Annotated in this window: 15 protein-coding genes; 13 read left to right on the forward strand and 2 right to left on the reverse strand. The window is 40.9% G+C overall.

Going from position 1 to position 23,641, the window contains the following annotated elements:
* The first annotated feature begins 16 nt into the window (after positions 1 to 16).
* The 9 genes from IE056_RS12345 (at position 17) to IE056_RS12385 (ending at position 16,543) form a co-directional block, all read left to right on the forward strand.
* Positions 17 to 925 carry a diacylglycerol/lipid kinase family protein gene (locus IE056_RS12345; protein WP_189605023.1) on the forward strand — a complete coding sequence of 303 codons (909 nt, stop codon included), beginning with the start codon at positions 17 to 19 and terminating at the stop codon, positions 923 to 925.
* Between the two features lie 121 nt (positions 926 to 1,046).
* Positions 1,047 to 1,667 carry a hypothetical protein gene (locus IE056_RS12350; protein ID WP_189605024.1) on the forward strand — a complete coding sequence of 207 codons (621 nt, stop codon included), beginning with the start codon at positions 1,047 to 1,049 and terminating at the stop codon, positions 1,665 to 1,667.
* A gap of 19 nt (positions 1,668 to 1,686) precedes the next feature.
* Positions 1,687 to 2,397 carry a photosystem reaction center subunit H gene (locus IE056_RS12355; RefSeq protein WP_189605025.1) on the forward strand — a complete coding sequence of 237 codons (711 nt, stop codon included), beginning with the start codon at positions 1,687 to 1,689 and terminating at the stop codon, positions 2,395 to 2,397.
* A 462-nt stretch (positions 2,398 to 2,859) separates the two neighbouring features.
* Positions 2,860 to 5,937: a SusC/RagA family TonB-linked outer membrane protein gene (locus IE056_RS12360; RefSeq protein WP_189605026.1), complete on the forward strand. Its 3,078-nt coding sequence runs from the start codon at positions 2,860 to 2,862 to the stop codon at positions 5,935 to 5,937.
* Between the two features lie 12 nt (positions 5,938 to 5,949).
* Complete coding sequence (locus IE056_RS12365) at positions 5,950 to 7,551, forward strand: RagB/SusD family nutrient uptake outer membrane protein (RefSeq protein ID WP_189605027.1); 1,602 nt, start codon at positions 5,950 to 5,952, stop codon at positions 7,549 to 7,551.
* Between the two features lie 126 nt (positions 7,552 to 7,677).
* On the forward strand, positions 7,678 to 11,034 hold the full coding sequence (locus IE056_RS12370) for a VCBS repeat-containing protein (protein ID WP_189605028.1): 3,357 nt from the start codon (positions 7,678 to 7,680) through the stop codon (positions 11,032 to 11,034).
* A complete protein-coding gene (locus IE056_RS12375) occupies positions 11,031 to 14,291 on the forward strand; it encodes a VCBS repeat-containing protein (protein WP_189605029.1) in 3,261 nt (1,086 codons plus the stop codon). The genes IE056_RS12370 and IE056_RS12375 overlap by 4 nt, the downstream gene beginning before the upstream one ends.
* On the forward strand, positions 14,292 to 15,644 hold the full coding sequence (locus IE056_RS12380) for a phosphatase PAP2 family protein (RefSeq protein ID WP_189605030.1): 1,353 nt from the start codon (positions 14,292 to 14,294) through the stop codon (positions 15,642 to 15,644).
* Positions 15,644 to 16,543 carry a hypothetical protein gene (locus tag IE056_RS12385; RefSeq protein ID WP_189605031.1) on the forward strand — a complete coding sequence of 300 codons (900 nt, stop codon included), beginning with the start codon at positions 15,644 to 15,646 and terminating at the stop codon, positions 16,541 to 16,543. Before IE056_RS12380 ends, IE056_RS12385 begins: the two co-directional genes overlap by 1 nt.
* Before the next feature lie 52 nt (positions 16,544 to 16,595).
* Here the strand turns inward: IE056_RS12385 and IE056_RS12390 are convergent, their stop codons facing one another.
* Together IE056_RS12390 and IE056_RS12395 are read right to left on the reverse strand one after the other, a co-directional pair.
* Positions 16,596 to 17,243 carry a gluconate 2-dehydrogenase subunit 3 family protein gene (locus IE056_RS12390; protein WP_189605032.1) on the reverse strand — a complete coding sequence of 216 codons (648 nt, stop codon included), beginning with the start codon at positions 17,241 to 17,243 and terminating at the stop codon, positions 16,596 to 16,598.
* Positions 17,244 to 17,253: 10 nt separating this feature from the next.
* The gene (locus IE056_RS12395) at positions 17,254 to 18,951 is read right to left on the reverse strand and encodes a GMC oxidoreductase (protein ID WP_189605033.1); all 1,698 of its coding nucleotides are present in this window, start codon (positions 18,949 to 18,951) and stop codon (positions 17,254 to 17,256) included.
* Positions 18,952 to 19,106: 155 nt separating this feature from the next.
* On the opposite strand from IE056_RS12395, the gene IE056_RS12400 reads away from it, so the two are divergent.
* The 4 genes from IE056_RS12400 to IE056_RS12415 are packed head-to-tail and all read left to right on the forward strand — an operon-like array spanning position 19,107 to position 23,632.
* Positions 19,107 to 20,120: a sugar phosphate isomerase/epimerase family protein gene (locus IE056_RS12400; protein WP_189605034.1), complete on the forward strand. Its 1,014-nt coding sequence runs from the start codon at positions 19,107 to 19,109 to the stop codon at positions 20,118 to 20,120.
* Between the two features lie 20 nt (positions 20,121 to 20,140).
* Positions 20,141 to 21,379, forward strand: a complete 1,239-nt coding sequence (locus IE056_RS12405) for a nucleoside permease (RefSeq protein WP_189605035.1) — start codon at positions 20,141 to 20,143, stop codon at positions 21,377 to 21,379.
* A gap of 24 nt (positions 21,380 to 21,403) precedes the next feature.
* A complete protein-coding gene (locus IE056_RS12410) occupies positions 21,404 to 22,543 on the forward strand; it encodes a Gfo/Idh/MocA family protein (protein WP_189605036.1) in 1,140 nt (379 codons plus the stop codon).
* A 33-nt stretch (positions 22,544 to 22,576) separates the two neighbouring features.
* Entirely contained in the window at positions 22,577 to 23,632 is a 1,056-nt protein-coding gene (locus IE056_RS12415; RefSeq protein ID WP_189605037.1) for a sugar phosphate isomerase/epimerase family protein, read from the forward strand.
* The last annotated feature ends 9 nt before the right edge of the window (positions 23,633 to 23,641 follow it).

Genomic DNA, 23,641 nt, shown 5'->3' on the forward strand with positions numbered 1-23,641 from the left:
GTACATGCTAAAAAATATGAATATAAAATATAAAGTTCTGTTTGTGGTCAACCCCATTTCCGGAGGAATAGATAAATCAGTCATTGTTGAACACGTAAAAGAAAGGATGGCAGCTCGCAAAGGGGAGTTGCACATATACTATACGAATGGGAAAAATGATAAAGAAGAACTTACAGATGTTATAAAGGATTTCAAACCCCATCGGATCCTTATTGCCGGCGGGGATGGTTCCATTAAACTTGTTGCGGAAATTCTTAAGGACGACATTGTACCTATTGGACTGATTCCGGCAGGCTCGGCAAACGGACTGGCTGAAAATCTCAACCTGCCTTCCACTACCGAAGAAATTGCTGATATTGCCCTGGGCGATAATTTTGTAGAGGTAGACTGTATAATGGTGAACAATGAATTGTGCCTTCATATAAGTGATATAGGTTTAAATGCTGCGCTTATTAAAAATTATGAAGAAGGCGACGTAAGAGGAAAGTTGGGCTACTTAATTCAATCTGTTCCTACTTTGATAAAAAGCGATTTCCCATTTAGGTTCAGCATCAGTATTAAAGGACAAACAATGGAACATGAAGCAGTACTTGTTGCCATTGCAAATGCCAAAAAGTACGGTACAGGTTCCAGGATCAATCCCGATGGGGAGTTCAATGATGGAATATTTGAAATTCTTGTTTTTAAAAAGTTTGATATCCCTCAAATCCTAAAAACTTTTCAGGAGAATGCAGAATATGAAAAAGACTTCCTGGAGATCTTTCCTGCTTCAGAAGCTCACATTAAATGCTACAAGAAAGTGCCTTTTCAAATTGACGGAGAATACAGAGGGGAAGTAGACTCCGTTAATGCCAAAATCACCTCTTATAAATTAAAGATGGCTTGTCCCCCCGAATTTGCTCAAAATGCAGCAAAGTCGAGGTAAACAAGTGGTTTTAATGCTTAATTAACAATAATTTAGGCTAAGATTAATTAAAATGGGAGTGAGAATGAGTAATTTCAATCTGAATTAAAAACTAATTAATAATCAAAAAAAAAGAAAAATTATGGCAGAAATTGGAATCGAAAAGAAAAAACCGATTTGGCCTTGGATCATCTTAGTATTAGTTATTCTGGCAATCTTGTATTTCTTGTTTGCCGGGGGTAACGACGATATGGACGATATTGATGATACCAACACCGAACAAGTAGAAGACACTACAACCTGGGACAATGAAATGCAGGATACCACCAGCGCCTGGGATAACAATGATACCCTGGGAGTTTCAGGATTTGTATCTCATGTTGGAGATAAAACCAGAATGGGTATAGATCATGAATATACCAATAATGCTCTAATCCGTCTTATGGACGCGGTAGAGTCTAAGGCAAGGGAAGAAAACGTCAATATTGATACAGAAATGCAGGAAATACGTCAACAGGCTAATGAGATAACTCAGGATCCTATGGCTACAGATCATGCAAATATCATTAAAGATGCAGGCGCTAAAATAGTAGATGCTTTGGAAAAAGTACAACAGGAAAATTACCCGGATCTTTCACAGGATGTAGAAGATCTTAGAAGCTCCTTGCAGGGAATTGATCCTTCGGTACAAACTCTTGAGCAAAAGGACGACGTAAATTCATTTTTTGATAAGGCAGCAGATGTCCTTCAAAAAATGAGCTAATCTTAAAAAATAAAAAATCATGGCAGACAAGAAGAAAAATTTATATTATCTCAATGAACTCTCAGACTGGAAAGTTGACAGTGATGATCCAGATGTAAGAGGGTGGAAAGTTAAAGACAAAGACAACCGCGTGGTTGGAAAAGTCGATAACCTACTGGTAAGCAAGAGTAAAGAAAAAGTGGTTTACCTGGATGTCGAAGTCGATACTTCCATTATTGAAGCCAATCATAAGCCCTATGGAAAATCTGCAAGCGCAGATGTTCACGAATTCGTGAATAAAGATGGCGAAAACCATCTTATTATTCCTATTGGACATGCACGGCTGAATGAGGATGAGAAGTATGTATATACAGATAAAATTGATCACCAGACTTTTGCTGAAACCAAAAGGAAAGAAAGAGGTATCGATGTGGACCGTGACTATGAAGTAGTAGTTTTGGAATCATATAACAGAAACGATGGCAACCGGAATTATAACGAGCAAACAACCCGGACGGCCGACAGAGACCTGGAAAACAGATCTCAGACAACCGGAACCAGCGAACGCGAACGCAGACAGGTAGATCCTGCCACTGAAAGTGACCTGGATACCGGAAGGTCTGAAAGAACCAGGATTGCCAACGAAGGTGAAATTGGAAACAATAGAGCTTCGGAAGGAAGGTATCCTGATGATGACTCTCTTTACGAAGGAGAAGATTTTGATAGATCTAATTATCGTAGAAGAAGTTAATCCAGATCCAGTAATACATTTCAAAGAGGAACCTGATTCAGGTTCCTCTTTTTTTATACCCTTTTCAAAATTCACTATTTATCTCTCCAAAAAGTCATTTGACGCTTCAATTTTCCATTAATAACTGCACCAGCAGTACTTATTTCCGTTAAGAAAGTCTTAAAAATCAGCTATTTCAGTGATAATCTGAAATATTTTTCAACTGTTTCTCAACATTAAACGTAAAAACAACATTTTATATCAAAAATCCTGCTGCAGCTCCGTACCGGCGGGACTTTACAGCTTTTTTCTTTATTCAATATTGAACGATTAAAAGCAATATATTAGCAATAAAGCTAACTAAAAACAGAACATATCACAGCACTCAAATGTTTTCGATTGAGGAATACGTATTTTCGAACTGTATTTTTTCATAAATTCGTTTACAAACATCTTATACAATCAATCACGAAAAATTAGTTTATGAAACAACGACTACTTAATTTCAGTCTGTTCATTCTGGCAGTCTTCTGTATGAGTTTTTCTCAGGCACAGACTGTCACCGGAACGGTAACTGATGGACAAATGCCTCTACCAGGTGTAAATATCCTGGTACAGGGAACAGCAAATGGTACCACAACAGATTTTGACGGAAGGTACACCCTGCAAGATGTCCCCGATGATGCCGTACTGGTGTATAGCTTTCTGGGATTTGCAGAACAGCAAATTCCGGTAAATGGAAGATCTACTATCAATGTAGTACTAGAAGAAGATGCTGCCGCGCTTAGTGAAGTAGTTGTGATTGGCTATGGCTCTGTACAAAGAAGAGATGCCACCGGAGCCGTCTCAACAGTTTCTACTGAAGATTTTAACCGCGGGGTAGTAGGTTCTCCCGAAGAACTTATTCAGGGAAGAACAGCAGGACTTCAGGTAACCACCACCAGTGGTGAACCGGGAAGTGGCGTAAATATAAGAATTAGGGGAACTACTTCTGTTCGCGGTGGAAATGATCCGCTCTTTGTGGTCGATGGCGTGCCTTTATCAGGAGATGATGTATCTGCCGGTGGATCAAATGCCGGTTTTGGAGACAGTTCTCCTAAAAATCCGCTTAATTTCCTGAATCCACAGGATATAGAAAGCATGAGTGTACTTAAAGATGCTTCTGCTACGGCCATTTATGGTTCCAGAGGTGCTAACGGGGTCGTCATAATTACTACAAAATCAGGTCGTGGAGACCAGGCAAGACTTAATTACAGCACCAATCTTGGAGTAGCCACTCCTGCAAACCGATATGATCTCCTTAATCGTGAGGAATGGCTGGAAGCATATGCAGGCACAGGTCAGGATCCCACTCCTATAGATTATGGAGCAGATACCGACTGGCAGGATGAAATTACAAGGACAGCCTTTACTCAGGAACACAACCTTTCCTTTTCAGATTCTTACAACCAGGGGAATTACAGAATTTCTGCAGGGTATTCAGACCTTATGGGAATTGTTGAAAATTCCGCCATGGAAAGACTTACAGGGAGATTGAATATTAATCATCGATTATTTAACGATCGTTTAAACCTTGGTCTTCAAACCTCTATTTCAAGAGTGAATGACGAGAGAGCTCCTATTACAAACAATGCCGGTTCTGAAGGAGACCTTTTAGGGGCTACTTATATGGCCACTCCTGTCACCCCGGCCGATCCCGATTTTTACGAAGGACAAATTAATCCAAATGGATTACTGAAGTACACGCTAGACGAAACGGAAACAGACAGATTCCTGATCAATTTCTCTACAGAATATGAAATTCTGGAGGGTTTTAGCGCCAGAGTAAATTTAGGATATGATAAATCAGAATCTTTCCGTGGGTTTGGGATTTCGGGAGATGTTCAGGGAATCCAGAGTGCCGTACCCGGGAATGGAAGGTCGCAGATTAATGAAATAGAAAGTACCAATCAGCTTTTGGAAGCCACACTTAATTATGAAAAGATGTTTGGGGACTCAAAAATTGATGCTTTAGTAGGATACTCCTACCAGGAATTTGATCGCGAGGGTATCAACGTTACAGGATGGGGTTTTGAAAATATGGACATGGCTACCATGATAGAAGACCTGGACAATTCAAGACAAACCATTGAAGGAGCTATTCAGGGTTCTTATCAGCAGTATGGTTACGATCAGAACGGATTATTCGTCAACAGACTTTTTCCAGAGATCACTACAGATCAACCTTCGGCACCATCAGGCTTAAACGTAAATGCTGTAACAGGAGACAATTTTCATACTACTGATGAGCTGCAATCATTTTTTGGAAGGGTAAATTACACCCTTGCAGAAAAATATCTTTTCACTGCTACCTTGAGGGCTGACGGCTCTACAAGATTTGGAGGAAACAACCAGTACGGTTATTTTCCTTCAGGTGCGTTCGCATGGCAAATGGGAGACGAAAATTTTGTTCCTGAAACTGTTTCAACCTTAAAGCTTAGATTAGGATATGGTGTCACAGGAAACCAGGAAATCCCCTATAACCTTTACACTGCACGTGAAAGGTTTAGCGGCATAGGAATAAGTGATGCAGGTTTGGTTAATGTTCCCGGAACAGGCCAGGTTACCTTTAGAAATGAAGACCTGAAATGGGAAACTACCACCCAAACAAATATTGGACTTGATTTTGGATTTATGGAGGATCGTTTATCTGGTTCCTTAGATGTTTATCATAAAAAAACTACAGATCTATTGTTCCAGACCTTTTCAGCCCAACCGGCTGCACAGGATTTTGTTTGGGAGAACCTGGACGCCAGTGTCATCAACAAAGGAGTTGAATTCAGTTTAGATTACAATATTTTTCAGGAGGAAGATTTCTACTGGAATCTTGGATTTAATATTTCCTACAATGACAACATGGTTGAAGATTTCGAAGGTACGGTACAAACCGGGGCAATCAACGGGCAGGGTCTTACAAATGCCTATGCGCAGTTACTTGCAGGTGGCCAGCCTTTATTCTCTTATTACCTGCGAGAGTTTGGAGGATTTGATGAAAACGGACAAACAATTTATCCAAATGGAGATGTTCAAACCTTTGTAGGCAAAAGTGCATTACCAACCACCAACCTGGGGATCTCTACGCGTGTTGAATACCACAACTGGGATCTTTCGGCTTTCTTAACCGGTCAGTTTGGATTCTACGTATACAACAATACGGAAAATGCGTTTTTCACTGCGGGAGCTTTAAATTCCGGAGCTAACGTAACTGAAAATGTTGTCGGAAACGGCGAAGGAGTTGGAAACGCTCCCGATGTTTCTACCAGGTTCCTTGAAAAAGGTGATTTCTTAAGGCTGCAGAATGCCACTTTAGGTTATAATTTCTCTCTAAGTGAAGACAGCTTCTTAAATTCTTTAAGGCTAAGTCTTACCGGTCAAAACTTATTTTTGATCACCGATTACAGCGGATTAGATCCTGAAGTAAATACCGATAAATCTTTGAATGGGATTCCTACTGCCGGTATAGAATACACCAGTTATCCAAGAGCAAGAACGGTCACTTTTGGATTGAACGTAACATTTTAATAAAATTCCATTATGAAATTAAATTATATAAAAACAACAATATTGCTCGGGGCTGTAATAAGCTTTACAGCATGTACAGATCTTGAACTCGAGGAGACAGATTCGGTTTTCCGTGAAGATTCCGGGGAAGGTTTTTCCGGGGTAACAGATGTCCCCAGTGCATTGACCAATAACTACAATGCAATAAGAGACCAGTTGAACACGCAGGAAAATCTTTATGCGCTGCAGGAAGTAACCACCGATGAAATGGTGGTCCCTACCAGGGGAACAGACTGGGGAGATAATGGATTATGGAGAAGTCTTCACCAGCATACCTGGGATGCTAATCACATGTTTTTGCTGAATAGCTGGAACAATAACAACCGAAATGTTTTTAATTTATCTGAAATAATCGCTCCGGAAAGTAATGCAAATCCGCAGCAACTGGCCGAAGCAAAATTCCTGAGAGCTTTCAGTATGTTCTGGGTAATGGATTTATTCGGGCAGGTGCCTTTTAGAGAAGTAAATGAAGGAGCCTCTGTAGATCCACGGGTCATGACCCGGCCTGAAGCATTTGATTTTGTCATGAAAGATCTTACTGAAGCTTTACCAGATTTGCCCAATGCCACCCCGGGGCCCGATGCCAATTTTGCCTCAAAAGCTGCAGCTCATTATTTGATAGCTAAAATGCACCTGAATAAACACATTTATTTAGGCAATGCAGAAGCTTCAGCCGAAGATATGAATCAGGTGATAGAACATGTTGATGCTATTGCAGAAGCCGGTTTTGGTCTGCAGAGCGGCTTCTTTGAAATTTTTGAACCGACAGTAGATATGGAAACCATCTGGTACACGAATACCGGGGTAGGTTCCAGGATCTGGAATGGATTACATTACAATCAGGGTGCTGTAGGACAGGATGCCGGAGGTTGGAATGGATTCTCTACCCTTGCAGAATTCTATGACTTGTTTGAAGGCCCGGAAGATTCCAATCATCCAAATGTAGGACAGGAAGAACGCCGCGGTTTTGTTCCTCTGGAAGGGACTTCAGTAAGCGGTGCAGAAGGATTCTTTGAAGGGAATAATGATGAAGACGAAGATGGGCTGATTGATGGATCGGATATTGGGCTTGGCTTTTTATACGGGCAGCAGTATGAACTTGACGGTTCTATGACTCCTAATCGTGCCGGAGATCCGCTTTTCTACACCAAGGAAATGCCAGGTTTGGTAGGAAATCCTGAAAACACAGGAATAAGAGTGCTAAAATATCACCCGTCAAACGGAGCTTATGCAGAACATATGGTCTTATTTCGATACGCAGATGCCCATCTTATGAAAGCAGAAGCTATTATGAGAGGTGGAACATCTGGCGAATCTGCACTGGCCCTGGTAAATGAATTGAGGGAGTTGAGACAGGCCACTCCTCTTGCATCTTTGTCTGATCAGGACATGCTGGATGAACGTGGAAGGGAATTATACAATGAAATGTGGAGAAGACAGGATCTAATCAGGTTCGGACAGTTTACAGACGAATGGGAATTCAAACCAGAATCTGAAGCTTTCCGTGTGCTCTATCCTATTCCAACCACTGCATTGACTTCTAACCCTAACCTAATGCAAAACGAAGGGTACTAAAATTTATTAATTTCATGAAAGAGGCTTAAGAAAAATTCTATTCTTAAGTCTCTTTTTTATACCCCCAATCTGCATAATTTCTTTTAAATTGTGAAAGAAATCCTAAAAGTGATTTATTCTAATTCTATGCCGATCCTACTTTACAAATCTCTCAAGATCGTCTCTGTTTTTCTCTTCATTTGTATTATTTTCTCCTGTTCTAACAAGGAAAACACAAGTGCAAAAGCTCCTATTGAGAAGGATCATCTTTTTACCTTGCTTGATTCCGCAGCAACAGGAATCAGTTTTGTAAATCGGGTGAAAAATGAGAAAGATTTTAATATTTTCAGGTACAGGAATTTTTATAATGGGGCAGGTGTAGGCATAGGCGATATTAATAATGACAGCCTACCAGATATTTATCTTACCTCCAATATGGGAGAAAACAAACTATTCCTGAACCAGGGTGATTTTAAATTCAAAGATATAACTACTTCTTCGGGTGCCGGCGGTAAAAGATCCTGGTCTACCGGAGTGACAATGGTAGACATAAATCACGATGGACTTCTCGATATCTATGTAAGCAATGCCGGAAACATAGAAGGAGATGACCGCAGAAATGAACTTTTTATCAACAACGGAGATCTTACCTTCACTGAAGCGGCTGCACAATATAATCTCGATGAAAATGGATTCACCACTCATGCAGCTTTTTTTGATTACGATGGGGATGGAGATCTTGATGTATACATCCTGAATAACAGTTTTATTCCTGTTTCCAGTCTTGGCTATGCCAATAAAAGAGACCTGAGAAGTGAGGACTGGGACCTTCCAGAAATATTTAAAGGGGGCGGCGATAAACTTTTAAAAAACAATGATGGGGTCTTTGAAGATGTAAGTGAAGAAGCCGGGATCTATGGCAGCCTTATTGGCTTTGGACTAGGAGTAACCATAGGCGATGTAAATAATGATCTCCTGCCCGATATTTATGTCTCCAATGATTTCTATGAGCGCGATTATCTTTATATCAACAATGGGGACGGAACTTTTAATGAGGAGATAAAAAATTTCATATCACATCTCAGTCTTTCTTCCATGGGAGCAGATATGGCCGATATCAATAATGATGGTTTTCCTGAAATTTTTGTTACAGACATGCTTCCGGAAGATGATGAGCGATTGAAAACCACCAGTGATTTTGAACGCTATGATTTATACAAACGCAAGCTCGACAACGATTTCTACCATCAATACATGCAGAACACACTTCAGCTGAACAATAAAAATAATAGTTTTTCTGAAATCGCTTTTTACAGCGGTGTGGCGCAAACCGACTGGAGTTGGGGAGCATTGATCTTCGATATGGACAATGATGGATTAAAGGACATATACGTAAGCAATGGGATCTATCACGATTTGACGAATCAGGATTTTATGGATTTTTTCGCGAATGATATTCTTCAGGAGATGGTGTTAACCGGAAAAAAGAAGGAATTCGATTCCATCCTAAACAAGATGCCCAGCACTCCAATTTCAAATTATGGATTTAAGAACAATCAGGATCTCAGCTTTACCAATGCTACTTCAGAATGGGGTTTGGATGAGCCGGGATTCTCCAATGGAGCGGCTTACGGAGACTTGGATAATGACGGCGACCTTGATTTGATCGTCAATAATGTGAATCAGGAACTGTTTGTATACAGGAATAATTCAGAAAAAGAATCAGGTAACAATTACCTGAAAGTAAAACTGGAGGGTTCAGAAAAAAATCCCTTTGCCATTGGAAGCAAGGTGAACCTGTATGTGCAGGATATGATCCTGAGTCAGGAATTAATTCCCAGCCGTGGCTTTCAATCTTCGGTAGATTATATGATGGTTTTTGGTCTGGGACCTCATTCTTCCGTAGATTCTATTCAAGTGATCTGGCCGGATAAAAAGGTGGAAGTCCTAAAAAATATTGCACCCAACCAAAGCCAGACTCTAAATCATAAAAACGCTACTCAAAAGTTTTCCCCTCCTGCTTTAAAACATGAAAATTTGTTGACCATTCAGGAACATTCTATTGAGCCTCATAAGGAAGATAATTATATAGATTTCGACTATGAAGGATTGATCTCTCAAATGCTCTCTAAAGAAGGCCCTGCAATTGCCGTGGGTGACATCAATAATGATGGGAATGATGATATATATTTCGGAGGAGCGCAAAACAATCCGGGTCATGTTTATATTCAAAAAAAGAACGGATCTTTTTCTGAAATTAAAAATGAGGTCTTTGAAAAGGACAGCTTTTTTGAAGATACAGATGCCATTTTTGCAGATGTCAATGATGATGAGAAACCGGACCTGATTGTAGTTTCAGGAGGAAATAAAGTGTTTTCAGAAAAAGAGGATTTCAGAACCAGGATCTATCTCAATCAGGGCAACGGTAAATTCTCGGCTTCCCAAAATACCATTCCTTCTACAGGACATAATGCAGCAGTTATTAAAGCCCATGATTTCGATGAGGATGGCGACCTCGATCTTTTCATAGGCAGCAGGAGCGTTCCGGGAATTTACGGTATTAATCCGAAACACCAGTTGCTTGAAAACGACGGATCGGGGAATTTCAGAGATATCACTGAGGCCAAAGCCTATGCTCTTACAGAAGCAGGAATGATAACAGACGCTGCCTGGGAAGACATGAATGCCGATGGCAGAAAAGATCTTGTTCTGGTGGGAGACTGGAATTCACCTAAAATATTCATCAATTCCAGAAATGGGTTTGATCCATTAAAAACTAACCTTGACACGCTTACCGGTGCCTGGACTGCACTCGCAGTTAACGACCTCAACAATGATGGCCACCCCGACCTTATCCTCGGAAACAGGGGCACTAATTCTACTTACAACGTGCAGGGAGAGGAACCGGTGAAGATGTATGTAAATGATTTTGACAACAACGGTACGATTGAACAAATTTCTACCCGGAATATTAATGGAAAAGATATACCTCTCCACCTTAGAAGAGAGTTATCGGGACAGATAGCTTCTGTAAAAAAACAGAACCTTAAATTCTCTGAATATGCGGTGAAGTCGATCCATAACCTGTTTGAAAAAGATATTGTGGAGAGTTCCATCATTAGAAAGATCTCTACTTTTAAAAGTCTTATTGCCTATAATAACGGCAATGGCAGCTTTAGAGTAAAAGAATTACCGGCAGAAGCACAATTTTCAAGCATCCATGCCATTGAAATTTTGGAAAACGACCAGAATCAAAAAGAAATTCTACTGGCAGGAAACAATTATGATTTAAAACCTCAGTTCTCCCGGCTGGATGCAAATCACGGGATTCTTTTAACACAAGATGAATCAGGTGAATTTGTTGTAAAGAATTCTTCGGAATCCGGTTTTTTTGTAAAAGGCCAGGTACGAAGCCTGAAAGTTTTCAGCAATAAGAACGGAGACAGATTCATCATTGCAGGCATCAACAGTGAAGCCCCAAAAATATTCAGGATCGAAAAATGAAAAAACTCTGTTTAATTCTGGTTTCGTTTTTCCTGATAAGCTGTTCCGAAGAGAAAGAGGAAACCTTATTTTCCAATATTTCCCCCTCCGACTCCAACCTGAATTTCACCAACAGCTTAACAGAAACGAATGCTCTCAATATCCTGGATTACCTCTATTTCTATAACGGAGGAGGTGTCGCCATTGGTGATATCAACAACGACGGACTTTCCGATATTTACTTTACCGGAAATCAAATCCCAAACAAACTGTTCCTGAACAAGGGAAACATGCAATTTGATGATATTACAGAAAGTGCCGGCGTTGCCGGGGAATCGGACTGGAATACCGGGGTAGTCATGGCAGATGTGAATGGCGATGGTTTACTGGACATGTACGTTTGTGCAGTGGTTGGTATCAATGGCTTGAGAGGTCAAAACGAACTTTATATCAATAATGGAGATAACACCTTCACCGAAAAAGCAAAAGAGTACAATCTTGATCTTCAAAATTACTCTTCCAATGCCGCATTTTTCGATTACGATAATGATGGCGACCTTGATATGTACCTGCTCAATCATGCCGTTCATACTGTCGACACCTACGGCCCTGCAGAAATAAGAAATAACCGCACCTATGAAAGTGGCGACAAACTACTTAGAAATGACAACGGAATATTTACAGATGTAAGCGAGGAAGCAGGAATTTATGGCGGTGCAAACAGCTATGGGCTTGGCCTTGCTACTGCAGATTTCAACAACGACGGCTTTACAGATATATATGTCAGCAATGATTTCCATGAAGATGACTATTATTACATCAACAATGGCGACGGCACCTTTTCTGAAAAGCTGAAAGAAAAATTCGGTCATATAAGCAGGTTCTCAATGGGCAGTGATGTGGCCGATATTAACAGCGACGGCTACCCTGATATTCTCACGCTCGATATGTTGCCCGAAGATGAAAAAGTTTTAAAAGCCTCCATGGGAGATGATCCCGTAGACCTGCACAACATGAAGATCGACCGCTACGGCTATCATCATCAATATACCCGAAACATGCTGCAGATCAATCGCGGCGGAGAGTATTTTCAGGAAACCGGATTATTCAGTGGCGTTGCAGCTACAGATTGGAGTTGGGCTGCCCTCTTTGCCGATTACGACCAGGACGGGCAGCAGGATATTTTCATCGCTACCGGAATCCCACGGCGGCCCAATGATCTTGATTATATTAAATATGTTTCCAATGAACAGATTCAGAAAAAAATCACCACTACAAAACTGGTAGATCAAAAAGCACTGGAAATGATGCCTTCGGGTGCTGTAAAAAACTACATGTTTCGCGGAGGTGCGAATCTTGAGTTTTCAGACCAATCGGGAAAATGGATTTCTGCAGATACCACATTCTCTACCGGTGCAGCCTATGCCGATCTTGACAACGATGGGGATCTTGACCTGGTGACCAACAACATTAACCAGCCTGCAGGGGTATACAGAAATAACTCCGATGGGATTTCCGGCTATTTAAAGATTAAATTAAATCATCCCGCTCCCAATACTTTTGGAATAGGAACCAGGATCATTGCCTACAGTAATGGAAAGATCCAGACCAGGCAATTGTTTACCTCAAGAGGCTTTCAATCTTCTTCGGAACCTGTTTTTCATTTTGGATTTGGAAATTTACAAACCATAGATTCCCTGCTGGTAATCTGGCCTGACAATACATTTCAGGTTGAAAATGAAGTTGAGCTAAATCAAACACTCACCCTCCAACCAAAAAACGGAAATTCAAAAGTAGATTACAATCAGCTTTTTCCGGAAACAGAAAAGTGGTTCCAGAAAGTGGATTCCATTCCGGGAATGGATTTCGCGCATGAAGAAAACAGGTATTCCGATTTTGACCGCCAGAAACTGATCCCTTACAAGATTTCAGATCGAGGGCCTGCAGTAGCCGTAAAAGACCTTAACGGCGATGGAAAAGAAGATATCTTCTTCGGAAATTCTAAATTTAAACCGGCAAAGATCTATTTCCAGACCTCCAACGGGTTTACTGAACAGGATTTCCCCGAACTTCGGAAGGATTCTATATCAGAAGATGTTTCAGCAGTAATAGAAGATTTTAATGGCGATGGCAAAAATGATCTTTTCGTAGTGTCTTCTGGCGGGGAATTTTCCGGAGAGAATCAGGCTTTATTAGACAGGTTGTATTTCGGCAACAATGATGCTCAGTTGGAAAAGCAAAGTCTTCCCTCCTACTTCGAAAACGGATCTGTAGTTAAAGTGCATGATTTTGACAGGGATGGCAATCCGGATATTTTTGTTGGCAACGGTGCGATTTCCAATGACTTCGGAAAAACCCCCAATTCCTATCTGCTAAAAAACAACGGAAACAGTTTCACTATTGTAGAAAATTCAGCACTTAAACAAGCGGGGATGGTGACAGATGCCGTCTGGACAGATTTTGATGCAGATGGTTGGACAGATCTTATTGTGGTCGGGGAATGGATGTCGCCAACATTCTATAAAAACAACCAGGGAAATCTGGAAAATGTCACACCAGCTATTTTGTCAAAAAATCTGAACGGATTATGGCAAAGCATTCTTCCATTTGATATTAACAGAGATGGGGAGATGGATTATCTCCTGGGCAACTGGGGACTTAACACAAAATTCGAGGCATCAGAAAAATATCCATTAAAAATGTATTATTCAGATTTCGACGACAACGGAAGTACAGAAACCATCCTCGCCTACGCAAAAAACGGGGAATATTATACTGTCCTTGGGTTGGATGAACTGGTGGGCCAGCTTTCATTTCTTCGAAAAAAATTTCCCGCCTACAAAGAGTTTGCCGGGAAGAAACTCGAGCAGATTTTTGACAGCAAGCAACTGGTAGAAGCAGAATTACATGAAGTAAATACTTTAGCTTCAGGATACTTGCTAAATAACAACGGAAAGTTTACTTTTAAAAAGTTTGAAGCTGCGTTACAGCTGGCACCTGTTACCAGTTTTTTAAAAGCAGATTTTAATAATGACAATTTTGAAGAAGTTCTGATAGCCGGTAATTATTTTGGTACTACTCCATACCATGGAAGGTTCGACGGACTCGCCGGGAATATCATTGCCCACGACGGAAAAATTCTGGAAGGAAATGAAATTGGTTTAAATTTTACACAGAAATCGGTAAGAAGTTTAAATATAATAACCCTGAATAATTCCAGGTATTTAATGGTTACATTTAATAATGACAGACCTGCTTTTTATAAAATACACGATTAAATGAAACACATTTTAAGCCTCATATTTGCTGCTCTTTTTCTTGGAAGTTGTGCTTCTGAAGAACAAAGACCTATTGAAATTTCGGCCGGGGATTATCATAATGCTGTAGACAGGATCACCAACATCATGGTACATGATATTTTTTCGCCGCCCGTGGCCAGCAGGATTTACGCCTACTCCAACATTGCTGCGTATGAGATCATCGCACAAAATAATGATGCTTTTCCATCATTTTCCAATACCTATCACAATTTCACAGATATCCCCGCCCCAGATACTACCAAACAGATCAACTACAGACTTGCTGCCCTGGTCGCACAGCTGGAAACAGGAAAAAAATTAATTTTTTCTGAAGATGATATCAGCACTTACCAGGATAGTCTTTATAGCATATGGGAGCAACAGAATCCTGCAAGTTTCCGGGATTCTAAAGAATATGGTCTGCAGGTGGTGGCCCATATGAATGAGTGGATCAATTCCGACAATTATAAAGAAACGCGTACCATGCCGAAGTTTTCGGTCTATTCAGATGATCCTTCCAGGTGGCAGCCAACTCCGCCTACCTATATGGACGGCATTGAACCTCATTGGGAAAAAATCAGGCCATTCGCTTTGGATTCAGCTTCACAGTTCAGGCCGCAACCCCATCCTGAGTTTTCACTTTCAGAAGGTTCAGATTTTTATAACGAACTGATGGAAGTATATAATATACGCAGGGAAATGGATAAAACCGGTGATGAATCTGAAGAGATCCAGATGGCCCGTTTCTGGGATTGTAATCCATATGTTTCCACACAGCGGGGACATCTTATGTTTGCCACAAAAAAGATCACTCCCGGCGGCCACTGGATTGGGGTGTGCAAAATAGCAGCTAAAAAAAGTAATCTAAGTTTTGAAGAGACTATTTACGCCTATACAGCAACCTCTATTGCCATTGCAGATGCGTTTATAAGCTGCTGGGAAGAGAAATACCGCAGTGAATTAATACGTCCCGAAACCCTCATCAATAAATATGTGGATGAAAACTGGACTCCGGTGTTACAAACTCCTCCTTTTCCCGAATATCCAAGTGGACATTCGGTAGTATCGGGGGCAGCAGCAATGGTTCTCACACATATCTTCGGAAATGATTTTCACTATGATGATGATACTGAAGTACAATTTGGTTTACCCGTACGATCTTTCACTTCTTTTGATCAGGCAGCCAGGGAAGCAGCCATGAGCAGGCTCTATGGAGGTATCCATTACCGGGCGGCCATAGAAAAAGGACTTGTACAGGGTCAAAGTTTAGGTTCCTATATTGTAGAAGATCTTGAGCTGAAACCACTGCAGCCACAAACAGCAGGCTTATAATGTCAAAAAAGCTTTTTTCTGTCCTAATCTTTCTTTTACTCATTATTTCGGGCACCTGGTATTTCTTCTTCAAGGAATATGATTTTACTATAAGTTTTAAAACCAAAGTAGCACCGGGAATCGCATACAACAAAATAAATTCCTGGGAATACCGGGAACTCGAAGCTATTAACTTCAATGAAGTTTCCCTCTTTGAAAAACTTGAACAACAGGTAGAATTTAAAAATTCATATTATCGACTGCACTGGACTTTTTCTTCTGAAAATGATTCTGTCACTAAAGTTTCGACAGGTGTAAGAGGTACTAATAATATAATTCAAACCCGCCTGAAACTTATATTCGGAAAGGCTCCTTTTAAAGAAATAATTGAAAAGGAAATCCGCCAGATCAGGGAAACGATCTCGGCTGATTCCCAACTCTACAGCGTATCAATAGATGAGAAAATCATTTCGCCAGGTTCTTATTGTGCCTGCATTTCCGATTCAAGTGAAACTGATAAAAAGGCTTACAGCATGATGGCTACCATTGATCGGCTGTCAGAATTTGTTCTAAACAACAACCTTGAGACCAATGGACGTCCTAGGGTACAGGTCAACCATTGGGATCCAGAAAAGAACACAATCAATTTTGATTTTTGTTTTCCGGTGAAAAATCCGGAGATAAAACCGGAAGATCCGGTAGTTTTTTTCAGGGAAATTACTCCTTTTCCTTCCCTTAAAGCCACTTACCATGGAAATTACATGTTCTCACATTATTCATGGCTGGAGCTTCTCAACCATGCACAGATCCACAAGATTGATGTGTCATATTCGCCCCTGGAAATTTTTCACAACAATCCTGAAACGGGTGGAAATTCCATACACTGGAAAGCAGAGATTTACCTTCCCTTACAGAAATAAAAAAAGTGCTTCGAAAAGCACCTTTTTTTAACCACGGGGTGAACTGTAAATTTTACAGGGACATGGCTTTACCGTTGTTTCCAAGCTCATCCATAGTTCCACAAGGGATATAAACTCCTGGAATAGGATCATACCACATCACATTTTCACCAATTTCCTCACTATTTTTCCAGGCCCAGATGCCCATTTCCCGAACATTCTGCAGGTAATCATAGGTATTGTCTACAGAACTCATTGTCTCGTCGGGATCTGCATCCATAGGATCCTGAGTTTCTGTATTTCTCTGTACCATCTCCTCTCTTTCTGCCGGAGTAGCTAGCAAATATTTTTTTATAACCTGGTCATATTCTTCCTGTGTACCTTCATCCAGCCCCTTACCTGTCTCGTCTTTAAAAGCATTGGCAAAAGCATTGGCACCGGCTTTAAACCGTTCCTGGCGTTCTTCAGGAGCAACTTCCTCCATATAGGAATCAATGAATTGTGCCAGGTTAAGATCATTTGCTCCGGGAATATCTGTCGCAGGAAGAATTACCTCAAGTACCTGTTTAAGGGCAAAACCATTGGCTGGACTTAAAAAAGTTGGCTGCCAGTCGTAATTAGGTTCATTTTTACAGCTCTGTAGAAGTCCGAAGGTAGTAGGTCCTACTACTAAAAATCCGGCTCCCAGTCCTAAGTTCTTTAATAATTCTCTTCTATTCATCATCTTATATTTAGGAGTTCGATTTTTGAAAATTCTTAGAAGCATGGTCCACTGCACGTGCTGTCATAGCCATATAGGTCAAAGAAGGGTTCTGGTTTGCCGAAGAAGTCATAAAAGAACCGTCTGTAACATATACGTTGGGCACATCGTGCACCTGATTATTTCCGTTTAGTACAGAAGTTTTAGGATCCCGACCCATTCTTGCGGTACCCATTTCGTGGATTCCGAGTCCGGGGGCTCCCAGTCTGTCTACAGGATTTATGTCTTTAAATCCGGCTTTTTCGAGCATCTGGACCGCCTGTTCAATCATGTCCTTTCTCATTTCAAGTTCATTTTCTTTGAACTCGGCATCGAAAGTGACCGTAGGCAATCCCCAGTCATCCAGCTTGTCATAATCAAGAACCATTTTATTTTCGTGATAAGGAAGCGTTTCCCCAAAACCGGTAAGTCCCATACTCCAGCCTCCGGGTTTTGTAATGGCATCTTTTAGATCTTTTCCGTAACCTATCTCGGCTACGGCTTCTGTCCAGTCTCCTCTGCTGGCACTTCCCTGATATCCATAACCTCTAAGGAAAGGCATTTTTTCTGAATCATTTAGATTTCTGAATCTCGGGATAAAAATCCCGTTAGGCTTTCTCCCTTTATAGTATTGATCTTCAAAACCATCATATTTACCTGAAGCACCTGCCATGAAATGGTGATCCATTACATTGTGACCTAATTCGCCACTGTCATTCCCCATTCCGTCAGGAAACCTGTCAGATCTGGACTTCATTAGAATGCTGGTAGAAGCAATTGCAGAAGCACAAAGGAAGATCACGTTAGCCTTGTACTCTATTTCTTCATTGGTTTCCCTGTCTTTAATTTTCACTCCTGTAGCACGTTTATTCTCTGCATCGTACACCACCTCATACACCACAGAATTTGGGCGCAAGGTCATATTTCCGGTACGTTCTGCTGCAGGTAAAGTGGAAGAATTACTGCTGAAGTAAGCTCCGTAAGGACATCCACGAATACACCTGTTCCTGTATTGACATGGAGAACGGCCTTCAAAGCCTTCATCCTTAGTAATATGAGCAACTCTTCCAGGAGTTAACACCCTCCCGAAGTTATCTGCCATACTCTTTTTCAGGTGATCCTCGACACAATTCAATTCCATTGCAGGCAGCACTTTTCCGTTAGGATAATGACTTAGCCCCAGATTTTCTCCACTCACTCCTATATAGGATTCCACATAGTCATACCATGGTGCAATATCTTTATAGCGAATAGGCCAGTCTACGGCAATCCCGTCCTTTTTATTTGCTTCAAAATCAAGATCTGTAAGTCTATAGCTGTGTCGCCCCCACATGATGGATCTTCCACCTACATGATACCCACGCATCCAGTCAAATCTTTTCACCTCATTATAAGGATGTTTAAGGTCATCCACAAACCAATGCCTGCTCGCTTCATTGGTGGTATATCCGGTGCGAGCCTGTTTTAACTGGTTCTTGATTTGGTCGCGTGTAAGTTGACCCTTATATTTATAATCCCATGGATCATCGTGCATTGTTGGATAATCCTCGACGTGTTTTACCATGGGGCCTCGTTCCAGTACAAGGGTTTTAAATCCCTTTTCGCAAAGTTCTTTAGCAGCCCAACCGCCACTAATTCCGGTACCTACGACAATAGCATCATAGGAATCGTTTTCGTAAATTTTACTCACAATTCTTTAGGTTAATTGGTTTTTTCAGTGATTGCAACAGAACCAAATATATAAATTTATAGGTATTATTTTGAGCCTTTGAAAAAAATACTACATTTAAGATCACAAAAAATCAAGTATATTGCATTTTTATTAAATCTTAACACAGACAATCCATGACTAAAACTACCCTTACAGGCGTCTCTCGCCTAATGTTGCTTTTTCTTTTAGCGGTAAGTGTTTTTTCCTGCAAGAACAATAACCAGGAAGAAAATCCAGCCGAAGTTGCTACCAGTGAACCGGAAGAAGAAGAAAAAGATTTGTTCTTCAAGATTTCCCTTGCTCAATGGTCCTTAAGTCAACCAATTTTTGAAGGAGAACTTGATCCTATGGATTTTGCTGAAAAAGCAAATGAAATGGGTTTTGAAGGAATTGAATACGTTAGTCAGCTTTATACCCCGATGTACAAAGATTCTGCAGACCCTGAAGCTGCCCTTCAAATTGTTCTGGACACTCTTAAATCAAGGAGTGATAAATTTAATGTGGACAATGTACTCATCATGGTTGACGGGGAAGGAGATTTGGCTTCCAATAGCGAAGAAGAAAGAGATGAGGCTGTGGAGAATCATAAAAAATGGGTAGATGCTGCCGAATTTCTGGGAGCTCATTCCATAAGGGTAAATTTATTTGGAAGTGAAGTGCCTGAAGAGTGGCAGGAAAATGCAGTAGACGGATTAACGAAATTGAGCGAATATGCCGCCGGAAAAGATATAAACGTACTGGTTGAAAACCACGGTTACCTTTCCTCTAATGCTGCATTACTTGTAGAAGTAATGGAACGTGTCGATATGGAAAACTGCGGAACCCTTCCAGATTTTGGAAACTTTTGTTTAAAACGTGAAGGCGGGGAACGCTGGGAAGCAAAGTGTGTTGAAGAATACCCAATTTACCAGGGTGTGGAAGAATTAATGGAACATGCCAAAGCAGTAAGTGCAAAATCATATGATTTTGACGAAACAGGCCAGGAGACAAAGATCGATTTCGGGAGAATGCTGCAAATTGTAAAAGATGCAGGATACACAGGATATATTGGAGTAGAATATGAAGGACAACGTATGTCACCTGAAGAAGGCATAATTGCAACCAAGGAAATATTAATAGAAGAAGGAAAAAAGCTTTCTAACCAATAAATCATCTTACTTAATCAGGTATGAAAAATACAGTTCGCTTTCAATTATCCACCATGATGTTTTTGGAATTCTTCATATGGGGTGGATGGTTTGTAACCTTAGGAACCTATTTACTTAACAATTTGGAGGCAACCGGCGGCCAAACCGCCATGGCCTTCTCTACGCAATCCTGGGGAGCAATCATTGCTCCCTTTATTATTGGCCTTATTGCAGACAGGTTCTTTAATGCCGAGCGTATCCTTGGATTTCTGCATCTGGTAGGAGCAGTTTTGCTATACATGATGTATGCCTCAGAAGATTTCAGCACCTTTTATCCTTATGTTCTGGGCTATATGATCATATATATGCCAACCCTGGCACTGGTGAATTCCATATCTTTTTACCAAATGTCAGATCCTGAAAAGCAATTTTCAGGGGTTCGGGTGTTTGGTACCATTGGATGGATTATTTCGGGGCTGGTAATTAGTCTGGTATTCGCCTGGGATGCACCTGCCGCGCGCGAAGCAGGGATGTTGCGAAATACATTTTTGATGGTTTCCATCGCTTCGGCTATTCTGGGACTATTCAGCTTTTCATTACCAAAGACTCCCCCTAGCAGTAAAGGAGAATCAGTTAAACTGGCAGATATTTTAGGTCTGGAAGCATTGGCGTTATTAAAAGGCAGAAACTTCCTTATGTTCTTTATTTCTTCCATTTTGATATGTATTCCATTAGCTTTTTATTATCAGAATGCCAATCCTTTTCTTTCTGAAGTAGGGATGGAAGATCCTACCGCAATGATGACGATAGGACAAATTTCTGAAGCTCTTTTCCTTCTGCTACTTCCCTTTTTCTTTAAAAAATTTGGATTTAAAATCACACTTCTTGCAGGTATGCTAGCATGGGTGCTTAGATATTTGCTATTTGCCTATGGTGATGCGGGAGAACAGGTGTACATGCTAATCATCGGAATCGCCTTACATGGAATTTGCTATGACTTTTTCTTTGTATCAGGACAGATCTATACCGATTCCAAAGCCGGACCAAAGATCAAAAGTGCCGCACAGGGATTAATTACCCTTGCCACTTACGGGGTGGGAATGCTCATAGGATTCTGGGTTGCAGGAGAGATAAGTGACATGTATTTAAATCCGGATGGTAGCCACGACTGGGAACAAATATGGATCGTACCGGCAGGCTTTGCTTTTGCGGTAATGATTATATTTTCTATCTTCTTTAAAAACGAGAAACTGGATAAAAAATCCATAGAAAATATTTAAAAATCTAACTAAAAGAAATTTCAAATGAGTTCAAAAATAAAACTGGGCATCCTTGGCGGAGGTGGTGATTCCCTTATTGGGGTTTTGCACCGGGTAGCCTCTTCCATGTATGACCGCTATGAAATTACAGGTGGAGTATTTAATGCAGACCTCCAGGAGAGTATAAATTTTGCTGAAGAAATAGGAATACCTACCAACAGGATTTATAAAGATCTGGATTCCCTTATTGCGGAAGAAGCTAAACTTCCGGAAGAAGAAAGAATGCAGGTGGTTTCTATCCTCACTCCCAATTTTCTTCATTTCCCAATGGCAAAACAGCTTTTGGAAAACGGTTTTAATGTAATTTGTGAAAAACCAATGACCACCACTTATGAGGAAGCGAAAATCCTGGATGAGACTTTAAAGAAGTCACAAACTATTTTTGCAGTTACCTATACCTATACAGGATATCCCATGGTGCGGCAAATGAGGGAGATGATCCACAAAGGAGAGATAGGAAAAGTTCAGAAGGTGGATGTACAATATTACCAGGGCTGGATCAACCCAATCATTCATGATTCAGAAAAAAGAGCAAATACATGGAGGCTTGATCCCGAAAAATCGGGAATAAGTTGTTGTGTAGGAGATATAGGTACACACGCTTTTGATATGATCGAATACGTGACAGGAATGGAAGTCAAAGAGATCCTGGCAGACCTTAATTTCCTGTACAAAGATAATGTGATGGACATCGACGGAACTGTTTTGCTCCGCTTTTCTGAATTCGTAAAAGGCGTGCTCAGGTCCAGCCAGATTGCTACCGGGGAAGAGAATAATTTTACCGTGAAGATCTACGGAGAAAAAGCCGGATTAAAATGGGAACAGGAAAATCCTAATTACCTGTATTTACTTCAGGATGGAGAACCAATGAAGGTGTTGAAGCCGGGGCACTCCTACAACAGTGAACTTTCTTTAAACGGAACCAAATTACCACCGGGACATCCCGAAGGCATCTTCGATTCCATGGGAAATATTTATAAAGGAGTGGCTAAAGCCATAAAAAAAGAAGATTATCATCCTGCTGAATTTCCCACATTAAAAGACGGAAAACGAGGAATGAATTTTATTGAAAAAGCCATCGAATCTCACCAAAAAGGAAATGTTTGGGTGAAAATTGATCAATAGCATTTTTACTAATCAACAAAACCGAAAATTCTAATGAAAACTATTAAAGGACCTGCGGTATATTTAGCCCAGTTTATGGACAGCAAACCTCCCTTCAATTCCCTGGATGGTTTATGTAAGTGGGCAGCAGACCTGGGTTACAAAGGAATACAGATCCCAACCTGGGAGAGCAGCCTCATCGATCTTACAAAGGCGGGAGAAAGCAAGGATTATTGTGATGAACTAAAAGGAAAGGTAGAATCCTACGGACTTGAAATCACAGAACTCTGTACGCACCTGCAGGGACAACTGGTAGCAGTTCATCCCGCATACGATATCATGTTCGATAATTTCGCTCCAGATGAATATAAAAACAATCCGAAGAAAAGAACCCAATGGGCTGTTGAACAGCTAAAAAGTGCAGCAAAAGCCAGCCGGAATTTTGGCCTCGACGTCCACGGAACTTTTAGTGGCTCCCTGCTGTGGCACACTGCTCATCCATGGCCGCAACGTCCCGAAGGACTGGTGGAGATGGGATTTAAGGAACTTGCCAATCGCTGGATGCCTATTCTTAATACTTTTGATGAGCAGGGTGTGGATGTATGCTATGAAGTACACCCGGGAGAAGATCTCCACGACGGGGTTACTTTTGAGCGCTTCCTTGAAGCAACCGGAAATCACAAAAGAGTGAATTTACTGTATGATCCCAGCCATTTTGTGCTACAACAGCTGGATTACCTTACTTACATAGACCATTATCACGAATTCATCAAGATGTTCCACGTAAAGGATGCTGAATTTAATCCTACCGGAAAAAAAGGAACTTTTGGAGGTTACGAGGACTGGATCGACAGAGCAGGACGTTATCGCCACCCTGGAGATGGACAGGTAGATTTTAAAACCATTTTCTCTAAGCTCACCCAGTATGGATGTGATGTTTGGGCAGTGATGGAATGGGAATGCTGCATCAAATCTCCCGAACAGGGTGCCCGCGAAGGAGCCCCCTTTATTCAGAGTCATATTATTGAGGCCACAGAAAAGAAATTCGATGATTTTGCCGGTACTAAACCAGATCAGGAAAAATTAAAAAGAATTTTAGGAATTAACTAACAAACATAA

It is taken from the genome of Salinimicrobium marinum, from assembly GCF_014651535.1.
GTDB lineage: Bacteria > Bacteroidota > Bacteroidia > Flavobacteriales > Flavobacteriaceae > Salinimicrobium > Salinimicrobium marinum.